Genomic DNA, 12,438 nt, shown 5'->3' with positions numbered 1-12,438 from the left:
TGCGGCGGGCGGATGGCGGACGCAGGTGCGCGGGCGGACGCCGCCCGCGCTCACTCCTCGGGGTCGCGCCGCCGGTCCGGCTCGGGATCGTGCGGGTGGGTCACCGCGGGCGTCGCGTCGGCGATGCGGGAGAGCACCGACCCCTCTGCGGCGCCGAGCACGCGGGGCAGGTCGACGTGGAAGTCGGCGATGCCCGCCGCACTGCGGCGCAGGAAGCGGTAGAGCGCCGAACCGATGAACACGCCGAGCGCGATCGACATGACCGCGACGAACGCGGTCGAGAGGTCGTCGATGCCCGCCGACTCCTCGACCGCGCCCTCGGTGACGCCGATGAGGCTCGCCGCGCCGGGCACGAGGATCCAGAACGCGGGCGTGAAGGTGAGCTGCGACGGCACCGCCCCGCGGCGCAGGTCCTCGATCCAGAGCACGAGCGGGGTGGCCGCGAGCGCCCCGACGAAGCCGCTCACCGGCGCGCCGAGCAGGAGGGTCCCCAGCTGCTGCGCGGCGTACGCGACGACGAGGGCGAGCAGCACCCATCCGTACGACCGGCCCGGCGAGGCGTAGTGGAGGTAGACGCCGAAGCCGTAGACGACCAGCCCGATCCCGGCGATCCACCACGGCAGGGTCTCCTGCACCTCGCGCGGCACGTACTCGTCCTGTCCGATGCCGACCACGGTGCCGGCGGCGAGGATCCCGAAGGCGAGGAGCGCGAGCTGGACCACGCCCGCGCCGAGCCGCGACGATCCCGCGACCATCTGGCCGGCCGCGAGCTCGCGGACGCCTGTCGTGAGCATGGCGCCGGGCAGGAAGGTCGCGAGCGGCGCGATGAGCAGCCGCAGCGGGTCGCCGATCGCCACGATCGGGGCGAGGAGGAAGACGATGAGCGCGCACACGAAGGCGGCGGCGACCGGGAGGATGAGCGACAGCGTCTGGGACCGGGTCAGCTTGGCGACGCCGACGACGGCGCCGAGCCCGAACCCGACCAGCACGCCCTGCCAGCTCGGGGCCAGCAGCAGTCCGAGGCCCGAGACGAGGAGCGCGTGACCCAGCGTGCGCATGAACCAGTGCCGCGACGGGGGCATCGCGCCGATCTCGTTCAGGCGTCGGATGCCGTCCTCCGGCCCGATCTCGGCCGCCTTCGCCGACCGGACGAGCTTCGCCATCGCGGCGATCTGGTCGAAGCGGAACGACGCACGGACCGACCTGAGCGACACCTTCGCGGCCTCGGCGCGGCCGGTCTGGACGATCGCGATGGTGGGCAGCACGACCACCTCGACGTCGTCGAGTCCGTAGGCGTCGGCGACGGCGACGACCTCGGCCTGGATCCGGTCGGTGGTCTCATCGGACGCCGTCAGGCCCTCGGCGATGCCGAGCAGGAACGCCCGCAGCATGGCCGGGTCCTCCGGTGAGCGCTCGCGTTCGGGCGCAGGCGGCGGGGTCGGGGTGATGGGCATCCGCGCGCTCCTCGGTTCGACGGCGGGGCCGTCGTGCGGGCGGGCGCCCGGGCCCCGGCGGTGTCGTCACCGTATCGCCGGCGGCGAGCCGGTGTCGAGGGGTCGACATGCCGGCCATCGGACGTGCGAAGGGCCGCCCTGCGGGGTGTCCCTCCCCCGCACGGCGGCCCTGCTCGGAGCCCGCGGGCTCCGCGACGCGCGCGACTCAGACGGTGCGCGCGAAGGTCTCGCGCGGCTGGCGACGGTATCCATCGCGAGCGGTCACGACGACAGAGCCGACGATTCCGGCGACCGAGGCGGCGGCGAGCATGGCGAAGACGGTGAACACGGCGGTTCCTTTCGAGGAGTTCGTTGGGATGTCGGGCGTCCGAGTGCGCCCTTGCACGTGTCCGACATGGTCTATTGTGCCGTGTCGAAACGTTCAGCACAATCTCACAGAACTACACGAACCATGTAGATTGCCTTCATGGATGTGCGTCGTCTCGACCTGCTCAGGGAACTCGCCGAACGCGGCAGCGTCACGGCCGTCGCCGAGGCGACCGGTCGCACCCCGTCCGCGGTGTCGCAGCAGCTGAAGGTGCTCGAGCGCGAGGCGGGCATGCCGCTGACCGAGCGCAGCGGGCGCGGTGTCGTGCTGACGAGCGCCGGCCACGCGCTCGCGCGCAGTGCGACCGAGGTCGCCGTGGCGCTCGAACGCGCGTCCGCCCTGTGGGACGAGTTCCGCAACCACCCGAGCGGCGAGGTCACGCTGCTCACCTTCCCCACGGTCGGCGCGACCCTGCTCCCCCAGGTCCTCGCCGACCTGCGCTCGGTGGCCGGCCTCGTGGTCCGCGCGACCGATCTCGACCCCGAGCTCGCCGAGTTCCCCGACCTCACCAACGAGTACGACATCGTGCTCGCGCACACCATGCCCGGCGAACTGCCGTGGGGCGGCCGCGGCCTGCGGGCCCTGCCGCTCCTGACCGAGCCGCTCGACATCGGCCTGCCGGCCGACCACCGCCTCGCCGGGCGATCCCACGTCACGCCCGCCGACCTCGTGGAGGAGACATGGCTCGGCGTCCCGCCCGGGTTCCCGTTCGAGCGCATCCTGCACGCGATCGAGCAGGCGGGCGGCCGACGCGTCGAGGTGAGCCAGCGGTTCAGCGACATGCGCATCGTCGAGGCGTTCATCGCGGCCGGGCTCGGCATCGCGTTCGTGCCGCGGTACACCTCGGGCGCGGTCCCCGAGGGGATCGTGCTGAAGCCCCTGCGCGGCGTGGCGTCGGTGCGGCAGATCTTCGCGCTGGTACGACCGGATGTCTCGGAGCGGCTCGCCGTCCGGACCGTGCTCGAGGTGCTCGTCGACCGCGCCGCGCGACTCGAGCGGTCGTACGATCACCCGTCGCGCGGCACGGCCGCGGCGCCGGCCGCGGAGGCATCCGGACCGGCGACCGGCTGACGGCGGCCGCGACGACGACGGCCGCGCTCGCGACGACCGGGCCGGACGCGGCACGCCGCCCGGGGTAGCATCCGAGGATGCCCGACGACGTGATCCTGTTCGACGTGCGCGACGGCCTCGCGCACCTCACGCTCAACCGTCCCGAGCGGCTCAACGCGGTCGACCCGGCGGCCATCGACCGCTGGCGGGAGCTGGCGCACGAGATCGCCGGACGCGACGACATCGGGGCGGTGCTGTTCGACGCGGCGGGCCGGGCGTTCTGCGCAGGCGGCGACGTGGTCGCCATGTCGGAGCTCGCGGCCGCAGCCGATGGCGAGCCCGGCGGCCGCGGCGACGGGGCCGCGGATGGCGCGGCCCGCGTCATCCGGGAGCTCGCCGATCGCATCCACGAGGGCCATCGCGTCCTGCGCGAGAGCACCAAGCCGATCGTGGCCGCCGTGCAGGGCCCGGTCGCGGGCGGCGGCCTCGGCTTCCTGCTCGTCGCCGACGTCATCGTCGCGTCGGAGCGGGCGACCTTCGCGAGCCGCTACAGCGACGTCGGCCTCACCCCGGACTGCGGGGTGTCGACGCTCCTGCCCGAAGCCGTCGGGGTGCGGCGAGCGCTCGAGCTCACGCTGACCTCGCGCACGCTCTCCGCCGCCGAGGCCCTCGACTGGGGCCTCGTCGCCGAGGTCGTCGCGCCCGGGGCCCTCGAAGCCCGGGCGCGCGCGATCGCCGAGGGGTGGCTCGCCGGCGCGACGCACGCGTTCGGCCAGGCGAAGCGCCTCGTCCACGCCGGCCGGGGCCGCGCGTTCCAGGACTCGCTCGACGACGAGGCGGCGACCATCGCGGCCGCCTTCGTCACGCCGGACGCGCAGGCCGGCATCTCGCGCTTCGCCGCCGGGTCGACCCGCCGCTGACCCGGGTGCCTGCCGCGCGGGCGACGAACTGACGTCAACCCCGATGACCTCGTCGGCTCCGGTCTGCATGATGGAGGCATGTCCGAGGACCTCGATCAGCTCACCACGGAGATCGCCGAGCTCGCCCGCGAGCGCGGCACCGTCATCGCCGCCGCCGAGTCGCTCACGTCGGGCGCGATCTCGAGCGCGTTCGGGCGCGGCGAGCAGGCGTCCGAGTGGTTCGCCGGCGGCGTGGTCGCCTACGCCGAGCGCGTCAAGCGCGACGTGCTCGGGGTGACCGCGGCCTCGGTGCTCACCGCCCAGTGCGCGCGCGAACTCGCGACGGGCGCGGCTCGGTTGCTCGGCGCGGACGTCGCCGTCGCGGTGACCGGGGTCGGCGGTCCCGACCCCGAGGAGGGACTGCCGCCCGGCACCGTCTACGCCGCCGTCAGCGCGGGCGACGACGTGACCGAGGCCGTGTGGCGGTTCGACGGCGACCCGTCCGCCGTCGTCGAGCAGACCGTGCGTGCGGCCCTCGAGCTCGTGCGGAGCACGATCGCCTGAGGCAGGTGCGCGCGCTCAGTCGTGCTGCGGGAAGCCCAGGTTCAGCCCGCCGTGGCTCGGGTCGAGCCAGCGCGAGGTGATCGCCTTCTCCTGCGTGAAGAAGTCGAAGCCGCGCGGGCCGTAGGCCTTGGCGTCGCCGAAGAGCGAGTCCTTCCACCCGCCGAACGAGTGGTACGCCACGGGCACGGGGATCGGCACGTTGATGCCGATCATGCCGACCGTCACCTCGCGCTGGAAGCGCCGCGCGGCGCCGCCGTCGTTGGTGAAGATCGCCGTGCCGTTGCCGTACCGCGACGAGTTGATGAGGCCGACGCCGTCCTCGTAGCCGTCGACGCGCACGACCGAGAGCACCGGGCCGAAGATCTCGTCGCGGTAGACGGCCGACGAGGTCGGCACGTGGTCGATGAGCGTCGGCCCCATCCAGAAGCCATCGGGTTCGCCGTCCACGTCGGGGTCGCGGCCGTCCACGACGACGGATGCCCCGTCCGCGCCGGCCACGTCGAGGTACCCGGCCACCTTGTCGCGGTGCTCGCGCGTGATGAGCGGGCCCATGTCGCACCCACGGGTGCCGTCGCCGGTGACGAGCCGCGACATCCGCTCGCTGATCTTCGAGACCAGCTCGTCGGCGATCGAGTCGACCGCGACGACGGCGGAGATCGCCATGCAGCGTTCGCCCGCCGAGCCGAAGCCCGCGTTGACGGCGGCGTCGGCCGCCAGGTCGAGGTCGGCGTCGGGCAGCACGAGCATGTGGTTCTTCGCACCGCCGAGCGCCTGCACGCGCTTGCCGTTCGCGGTCGCCGTCGCGTAGATGTACTGCGCGATCGGCGTCGAGCCGACGAACGAGATCGAGCGCACGGTCGGGTGCTCGAGCAGCGCGTCGACCGCGACCTTGTCGCCGTGCACGACGTTGAAGACGCCGTCCGGCAGGCCCGCCTCCTGGAAGAGGCGGGCGAGCCAGACCGAGGCCGAGGGGTCCTTCTCCGACGGCTTCAGCACGACCGTGTTGCCGGTCGCGATCGCGAGCGGGAAGAACCACAGCGGCACCATCGCGGGGAAGTTGAACGGGCTGATGATGCCCACGACGCCGAGCGGCTGGCGCAGCGAGTAGACGTCGATGCCGGTCGAGACGTTCTCGGAGTACTCGCCCTTCGTGTAGGCGGGCATCGCGCACGCGAGCTCGACGACCTCGAGGCCGCGGGCGATCTCGCCGAGCGCGTCGGCGGTGACCTTGCCGTGCTCGCTCGTGAGGATGGCGGCGAGCTCGTCGGTCCGCGACGCGAGCAGCTCGCGGAAGCGGAACATGATCTGCTGCCGCTTCGCGATCGAGGCGTCGCGCCACGCGGGGAACGCACGGGCGGCGGCCTCGACCGCGGCATCCACGTCCTCGGCGGTAGCGAAGCGCACGCGCCGCTGCTCGACGCCGTGCGCCGGGTTGTAGACGGGGCCGGTGCGCTCGGATGCGCCAGACGCGGGCGCGCCGTCGATCCAGTGCTCCACCGTCTCGGCGGTCGCGGTGCCCTCGGCGCTGGGGGCGGTCCTGGTGTCGGTCATGGTCTCGTTCCTTCCGAATCGAGGTGTCCGGGTGGTTTCGTAGGGTGGTGGCTGCCGCGGCGCCCCGGACGGATGCCGCGGCATCCGTCTCACACGGCGACGGTGCCGAGCACCTCGTCGTAGATCGCGATGGCCTGCTCGACCTCCTCGGCCGTGACGACGCACGGCGGCACCACGTGGATGCGGTTGTCCGCGACGAAGGGCAGCAGGCCGCGCTCGATGAGCGCGCCCTTGATGCGTCCGACCTCGGCGGCGGGCAGCGGCTCGCGCGTCTCGGGGTCGGCGACGAGTTCGAGCGCCCAGAAGACGCCCTCGCCGCGCACCTCGCCGATCACGGCGTGCTTCTCGGCGAGCTCGGTGAGCGCGGGCGCGATGGCCTCGGCGCCGACGCGGCGCGCGTGGTCGACGATGCCCTCGGACTCCATGGCGTCGAGGGCCGCGACGATCGCCGCCATCGCGAGCGGGTGCCCCGAGTAGGTGAGCCCGCCGGGGAAGACGCGGTCGTCCCAGTCGGCGCCGATCTCGTCGTCGATCACGACCCCGCCGGCCGGGACGTAGCCCGAGTTCACGCCCTTCGCGAACGTGATGAGGTCGGGGCGCACGTCGTAGCCGTCGAAGGCGAACCAGCGACCGGTGCGGCCGAAGCCCGCCATGACCTCGTCGAGGATCAGCAGGATGCCGTGGCGGTCGCACAGTTCGCGGACTCCGGCGAGGTAGCCGGGCGGCGGCACGATCACGCCGGCCGTGCCGGGCACCGTCTCGAGCAGCACGGCGGCGATGCTCGACGGCCCCTCCGACTCGATGACGCGACGGAGGTGGGTGAGCGCGCGCTCCGACTCCTCCTCGGGCGTCGTCGCCCAGAACTCGGAGCGGTACAGGTACGGCCCGAAGAAGTGCACGTGCCCGCGCGCGAACTCGTTCGGGATGCGGCGCCAGTCGCCCGTCGACACGATCGCGGCGCCCGTGTTGCCGTGGTAAGAGCGGTAGGTCGAGAGGACCTTGTCGCGGCCGGTGTGGAGCCGCGCCATCCGGATCGCGTTCTCGTTGGCGTCGGCGCCGCCGTTGGTGAAGAACACCTTCGACATGCCCTCGGGCGCACGGGCGACGATGCGCTTCGCGGCCTCGCCGCGCGCGAGGTTCACGGTTGCGGGTCCGATCGTGGCCAGCAGCTGCGCCTGCTCGCGGATCGCGGAGACGACGGCCGGGTGCTGGTGGCCGATGTTGACGTTCACGAGCTGGCTCGAGAAGTCGAGGTACTCGCGGCCGGCGTGGTCCCAGACGCGGGTGCCGCGCCCGCTCGCGACGACGAGCTGCGGCGGACTCCCCTGCGCCGACCAGGAGTGGAAGACGTGGGCGGCGTCGAGCTCGCGCGCGAGCGCGTCGAGGTCGGCGGTCAGGTTCTCGGTCATCAGCGTCGTCGCCTTTCTCGGGTGGATGCCGCGGGGCGGGCCGTGCGGGCCGGCCCCGCGGCATCCGTCTGCTAGTTGCCGCCCTCGGTGAGGGTGACCTCGATGGGCTCGAAGGACTCGCCGGTCGTGTCGACCTCGTCGCCGAGCTCCTCGATGGCCTGCTCGATGTACTCGTTGGTCCACGCGGAGGCCGGCGGCTCCTCGGTGATCGGGCTCGCTCCCGACTCGTTCACGGCCGACAGCGCGCCCTCGACGGTCTGGTCCCAGGCCGCCTCGTCGATCACGCCGATGCCGTTCTCGGCCGGCCAGATGAGCTTGTTGGTCTCGTTGACCATCCACAGCTCGTGGCTCGGGCCCCAGCCGGAGCCGGCCGCGATCGTGATCTCGGACGCCTCCTCGGGGTTGTCGCGCACGAACGCCCACCCCTTGATGACGGCCTTGAGGAACGCGACCGTCGTCTCCTGGTACTCCTCGTCGCTCTCGAGGCGCTCCGTGTCGGCCCAGATCGCGTCCTGCAGCATGGCGCCGACGGTGTCCTGGTAGCTGATGACGTTGAAGTCGTCCTCGGTGTAGAGCTCGCCCGTGTCGGGGTCGACCGTCTCGAGCAGCTGCGCGTACTCGTTGTAGGTCATCGCCTGGGCCGCGTCGATGTCACCCTGCAGGAAGGCGTTCATGTTGAAGTCCTGCGTGATGATCTCGACCGTCGACGAGTCGAGGCCCTCGGCGGCCATCGCCGCGAAGATCTCCCACTCGTTGCCGAAGCCCCACGAGCCGATCTTCTTGCCCTCGAAGTCGGCCACCGACGAGATGTCGGAGTCGGCCCACGACACCTGCAGGGTGCCCGAACGCTGGAAGATCTGCGCGATGTTCGTGAGGTTCGCGCCCTGCTCGATCGAGCCGAGCACCTTGGGCACCCACGCGATCGCGTAGTCGACGTCGCCGTTGGCGAGCGCGTCCTGCGGCACGATGTCGCCGCCGGACGGGATGATCTCGACCTCCAGGCCCTCCTCCTCGAAGTAGCCGTTCTCGACGGCCGCGAAGTAGCCGGCGAACTGGCCCTGCGGGAGCCACTGGAGCTGGAGCTTGACCGGCGTGAGGTCGCCGTCGGCGCCCGCGTCGCCGTCGCCGGAGTCGCCGCCCGCCGAGCAGGCCGCGAGGAGCAGTGCCGCCGAGACGGCGAGAGCTCCGGCCGCGAATCCGCGGCGTGTGCTGTGCTTCATGTCAGTCCTTCCGTGTTCTCGGTGCGTGCGATGGTGCTGGTGGTGCCGGGTGGTGCGGTGGTGCGGTGGTGCGGTGGCGCCGGATGCTGCGTCGGCGCCGTCCCCTGCCGTGCGGGGACGTCGGGGCCCGGCCGCGCCGTGCGCGGTTCGGGCGAGCGGATGCCGCGTGGCCGGCCGGGCGCGCGTCATCGCGCATCTCCGCCGGGCCCGCGGCGCAGCACGAGCCGTTCGAGTCCGAGGGTGACGAGGTAGAAGACGAGGCCGAGCACGATCGACGCCAGCACGTACGCCCACGCCCGCGCGTAGGCGCTCGAGGCCGCCGACGTCGAGATGAGCGAGCCGAGCCCGCCGCGCGGACCGCCGAAGTACTCGGCGACGAGCGCCGAGATCACCGCGAGCGACGACGCGATGCGGATGCCGGTGAGCACGAACGGCACCGCGGTCGGGAGGGTGAGGGTGCGCAGCACCTGCTGCGGGCTCGCCGCGTACGCCTTCATGAGGTCGCGATGCACGGGCGTGGTCTGCCGGAAGCCGCGGAGCGTGTTGACGAACACGGGGACGAACGACGCCAGCGCCGCGATCGCCTGGCGGCCGAACTGGCTGTCGGCGCCGAACATGGAGTTGAGCACGGGGGCCAGGGCGACGATCGGCACGACGGCGAGCGCCGCGACGATCGGTGCGCTCATGCGGTCGGCGACCTTCCACCGCGCGGCGACCGCGGCGAGCGCGATGCCGAGCAGCGTGCCGACGACGAGGCCGATGAGCGCGTTGGTCCCGGTGATGAGCGTCGCCGACACGATCGACGGCAAGAACGCGACGAATTCCTCGATGATCGACGCGGGGCTCGGCAGCAGGTAGTCGGAGACGCCGACGACGGTGACGAGGAACTGCCAGACGCCGAGCACGATGAGCCCGACCGCGATGGGCGCGACGACGCGCAGCGTCGCCTCGGTGCGCGGGCTCATCCGGCTCGCGCGTCCGGCGGTCGTGGCGCTCATCAGCGGTTCTCCACTCCGCGAGGGCCGGATGCCACGGGCGAGCCGCCGTGCAGCGCTTCGCGGACCGCGGTGACCATGTCGAAGAACGAGCGCTCCTCGCGGAGCTCCTCGGTGCGCGCCGCGCGCGCGGCGTCCGCACCGAGCCGCATGGGCACGATCTCCTGGATCCGCCCGGGCCTCGGCGACATGACGACCACCCGGTCGGAGAGGAACACGGCCTCGGGGATCGAGTGGGTGACGAAGACGACGGCGGCGCCGGTCTCGGCCGAGATGCGCACGAGCTCGGTCTGCATCTTCTCGCGCGTCATCTCGTCGAGCGCGCCGAACGGCTCGTCCATGAGCAGCAGGCGCGGCTGCTCGGCGAGTGCGCGGGCGATCGCGACGCGCTGCTGCATGCCGCCGGAGAGCTGGTCGGGGTAGCGGTCGGCGAAGTCCGAGAGGCCGACCATGTCGAGCAGGCGGGCGACGCGATCGCGGCGGTCGGCGGATGCCGCGCCGTGCAGTTCGAGCGGGAGGGCGACGTTCGCGGCCACGGTCCGCCACGGCAGGAGGCCGGCCTGCTGGAAGGCGATGCCGTAGTCCTGGTCGAGCCGGGCCTGGCGGGCGGACTTGCCGAAGACGGAGAGCGTGCCGCCGGTCGGATCGTCGAGGTCGGCGATGAGGCGCATCAGGGTGGACTTGCCGCATCCGCTCGGCCCGATGAGCGAGACGAACTCGCCCGGGGCGATCGCGAGGTCGATGCCCTGCAGCGCCTGCACCTGGCCGGTGCGGGTGTCGAACACCTTGTCGACGCCGCGCACCTCGACGGCGGCCGGTGCAGTCGCCGACGACGCCTCGGCGGTCGGGGCCTGGGCCGCGGCGGCCGCTGCGCCGGACGACAGGCTGGCGGGGGTGGCATCCGTCATGCGGACTCCTCCGTTCGTCGGTAGTTCTTGAGGATCACGCCGAGCAGCGCCACCGAGCCGGCCGCGACGAGGCCGAGCACGATCGCGCCGAAGATCGGGCCCCACGCCTTGGCGGGATCGCCCGACGCCTGCCCGGCGAACTGGATGAGGATGCGGCCGATGCCGCCCTGCAGGCCCGTCGACACCTCGGCGACGACGGCGCCGATGACGGCGTTCGCGGCGCCCAGGCGCAGCGCCGGAAGCAGGTACGGCACCGCGGCCGGGAAGCGCAGCTTGGCGAGGGTCTGCCAGTAGCCGGCGGCGTAGGTCTGCATGAGCTCGGTGTGGATGCGGTCGGGAGACTGCAGTCCCCTGAGCGCGCCGACCGCGATCGGGAAGAACGCGAGGTAGCTCGCGATGAGGGCGACCGACATCCAGTCCTGCCACTCGAACGAGCCGATCTCGACGCGGGAGCCCCAGCTCTTCACGACCGGCGCGAAGGCGATGAGCGGCACCGTCTGGCTGAGCACGATCCACGGCAGGAGGCCCCACTCGGCGATCCGCCACCGCTGCATGACAAGCGCGAGGCCGATGCCGACGACGACGCCCACGAGCCATCCGGCCGCGGCGATGCCGAGCGTGGTGAGCGCCGCGAGCAGCACGACCAGCCACAGCGGTTGCGCCGTCGGCGCGCTCGTGACCGGCTCGCCGAGTCGCGCGAACATGTCCCAGACGTGCGGCATCGCGAGGTCGGTGCTGCGCGGCAGGATCCGCGTGTCGCCGATCACCACGCCGTCGTCGGGGGCGAGCGCCTTGTAGCCCTCCCAGATCAGCACGATGACGACGATGCCGGCGAGGCCCCACGCCCACGCGGCGGCGGTCCGGCCGGCGCGGCGCGAGCGGTTCCCCGGTGGTCGAGCAGCGGGCGCAGACGTGCGTGCGGGGACCTCGTGCCCGGTCTCCGTCTCGTCAGGTCTCGATACGCGAGGCGCTTCGCGGCTCGCCACTCGGCCACCGGTGTCGGTCATCGCTTCGCCGTGAGGTGCTCGGAGAGCGCCGGGATCACGGTCTCGCCGTAGACCCGGAGCGTCTCCTCCTTGTTGTCGTGCTGGAGGTAGCCGGCGAACTGGTCGACGCCGAGTTCGGCGAGCGCCTTCAGCTTCTGGATGTGCTGGTCGGCCGAGCCGAGCACGCAGAACCGCTCGACGATCTCGTCGGGCACGAACTCGGTGTGGGTGTTCCCCGCGCGTCCGTGCTCGTTGTAGTCGTAGTCCTGGCGTCCGCGGATGTAGTCCGTCAGCGCATCCGGCACCGTGCCGTGCGCGCCGTACTTCGCGACGATGTCGGCGACGTGGTTGCCGACCATCCCGCCGAACCAGCGGCACTGGTCGCGCATGTGCGCCCAGTCGTCGCCGATGTACATGGGCGCGGCGACGCAGAACTTCACGGATGCCGGGTCGCGCCCGACCTTCTCGGCGGCGTTCCGCACGGTCGTGATCATCCACTCGGCGATGTCGAGGTCGGCGAGCTGCAGGATGAACCCGTCGCCCACCTCGCCCGCGACGCGCAGCGCCATGGGCCCGTACGCCGCGACCCACACCTCGAGCTCGGACCCCTTGCTCCACGGGAACTGGATCGTGGAGCCGTGGTACTCGACCGAGCGCGAGTTGCCGAGCTCGCGGATCACGTGGATCGACTCGCGCAGCTCGGTCATCGTGGTCGGCTTGCCGTTGGTGACGCGCACCGCCGAGTCGCCGCGGCCGATGCCGCACACCGTGCGGTTGCCGAACATCTCGTTGAGCGTCGCGAAGACGGAGGCCGTGACGGTCCAGTCGCGCGTGGCCGGGTTCGTCACGAACGGGCCGACCTTGATGCGCTGCGTCTCTGCGAGGATCTGGCTGTAGATGACGTAGGGCTCCTGCCACAGGATGTGCGAGTCGAACGTCCATACGTGGCTGAAGCCGTGCACCTCGGCGAGCTTCGCGAGCTGGATGGTCCGCGATGCCGGGGGGTTGGTCTGGAGGACCGCTCCGAATTCCATG

At 72.3% G+C, this 12,438-nt stretch carries 12 protein-coding genes; 3 read left to right on the top strand and 9 right to left on the bottom strand.

The window, feature by feature from the left end; translation table 11 throughout:
- Nucleotides 1-50: 50 nt before the first annotated feature.
- Both ACQ393_RS12670 and ACQ393_RS12665 read right to left on the bottom strand, forming a co-directional pair.
- Nucleotides 51-1,454 (bottom strand): threonine/serine ThrE exporter family protein, encoded by a 1,404-nt coding sequence (locus tag ACQ393_RS12670; protein WP_430647204.1) that lies wholly within the window; start codon nucleotides 1,452-1,454, stop codon nucleotides 51-53.
- Nucleotides 1,455-1,659: 205 nt separating this feature from the next.
- Nucleotides 1,660-1,782: a hypothetical protein gene (locus ACQ393_RS12665; protein WP_430647203.1), complete on the bottom strand. Its 123-nt coding sequence runs from the start codon at nucleotides 1,780-1,782 to the stop codon at nucleotides 1,660-1,662.
- Nucleotides 1,783-1,920: 138 nt separating this feature from the next.
- Here ACQ393_RS12665 and ACQ393_RS12660 point away from each other — a divergent pair, with 138 nt between their 5' ends.
- From ACQ393_RS12660 to ACQ393_RS12650, 3 genes are all read left to right on the top strand, one after another.
- Nucleotides 1,921-2,892, top strand: coding sequence for a LysR family transcriptional regulator (locus tag ACQ393_RS12660; RefSeq protein WP_430647202.1), 972 nt, complete (start codon nucleotides 1,921-1,923; stop codon nucleotides 2,890-2,892).
- Between the two features lie 77 nt (nucleotides 2,893-2,969).
- Complete coding sequence (locus tag ACQ393_RS12655) at nucleotides 2,970-3,791, top strand: enoyl-CoA hydratase/isomerase family protein (RefSeq protein ID WP_430647201.1); 822 nt, start codon at nucleotides 2,970-2,972, stop codon at nucleotides 3,789-3,791.
- Between the two features lie 78 nt (nucleotides 3,792-3,869).
- Entirely contained in the window at nucleotides 3,870-4,334 is a 465-nt protein-coding gene (locus tag ACQ393_RS12650; RefSeq protein ID WP_430647200.1) for a CinA family protein, read from the top strand.
- A 15-nt stretch (nucleotides 4,335-4,349) separates the two neighbouring features.
- On the opposite strand, the gene ACQ393_RS12645 is transcribed toward ACQ393_RS12650, so the two are convergent.
- The 7 genes from ACQ393_RS12645 to ACQ393_RS12615 all read right to left on the bottom strand — a co-directional run bounded on the left by ACQ393_RS12645 (nucleotide 4,350) and on the right by ACQ393_RS12615 (nucleotide 12,437).
- Nucleotides 4,350-5,885: a CoA-acylating methylmalonate-semialdehyde dehydrogenase gene (locus ACQ393_RS12645; RefSeq protein ID WP_430647198.1), complete on the bottom strand. Its 1,536-nt coding sequence runs from the start codon at nucleotides 5,883-5,885 to the stop codon at nucleotides 4,350-4,352.
- An 89-nt stretch (nucleotides 5,886-5,974) separates the two neighbouring features.
- On the bottom strand, nucleotides 5,975-7,294 hold the full coding sequence (locus ACQ393_RS12640) for an aspartate aminotransferase family protein (protein WP_430647197.1): 1,320 nt from the start codon (nucleotides 7,292-7,294) through the stop codon (nucleotides 5,975-5,977).
- A gap of 71 nt (nucleotides 7,295-7,365) precedes the next feature.
- Entirely contained in the window at nucleotides 7,366-8,514 is a 1,149-nt protein-coding gene (locus ACQ393_RS12635; protein WP_430647196.1) for an ABC transporter substrate-binding protein, read from the bottom strand.
- A 185-nt stretch (nucleotides 8,515-8,699) separates the two neighbouring features.
- The gene (locus tag ACQ393_RS12630; RefSeq protein WP_430647195.1) at nucleotides 8,700-9,512 is read right to left on the bottom strand and encodes an ABC transporter permease; all 813 of its coding nucleotides are present in this window, start codon (nucleotides 9,510-9,512) and stop codon (nucleotides 8,700-8,702) included.
- Entirely contained in the window at nucleotides 9,512-10,417 is a 906-nt protein-coding gene (locus ACQ393_RS12625) for an ABC transporter ATP-binding protein (protein WP_430647194.1), read from the bottom strand. Before ACQ393_RS12625 ends, ACQ393_RS12630 begins: the two co-directional genes overlap by 1 nt.
- A complete protein-coding gene (locus ACQ393_RS12620; protein WP_430647193.1) occupies nucleotides 10,414-11,232 on the bottom strand; it encodes an ABC transporter permease in 819 nt (272 codons plus the stop codon). Before ACQ393_RS12620 ends, ACQ393_RS12625 begins: the two co-directional genes overlap by 4 nt.
- A gap of 188 nt (nucleotides 11,233-11,420) precedes the next feature.
- Entirely contained in the window at nucleotides 11,421-12,437 is a 1,017-nt protein-coding gene (locus ACQ393_RS12615; RefSeq protein ID WP_430647192.1) for a TIGR03842 family LLM class F420-dependent oxidoreductase, read from the bottom strand.
- Between the last annotated feature and the right edge of the window lies 1 nt (nucleotide 12,438).

Origin of the sequence: Agromyces sp. GXS1127 (assembly GCF_050565425.1) — a bacterium.
In the GTDB taxonomy this organism is placed as follows: domain Bacteria; phylum Actinomycetota; class Actinomycetes; order Actinomycetales; family Microbacteriaceae; genus Agromyces.
The sequence above is the reverse complement of the archived record's forward strand: the minus strand, read 5'-3'. Positions and strand labels throughout refer to the sequence as shown.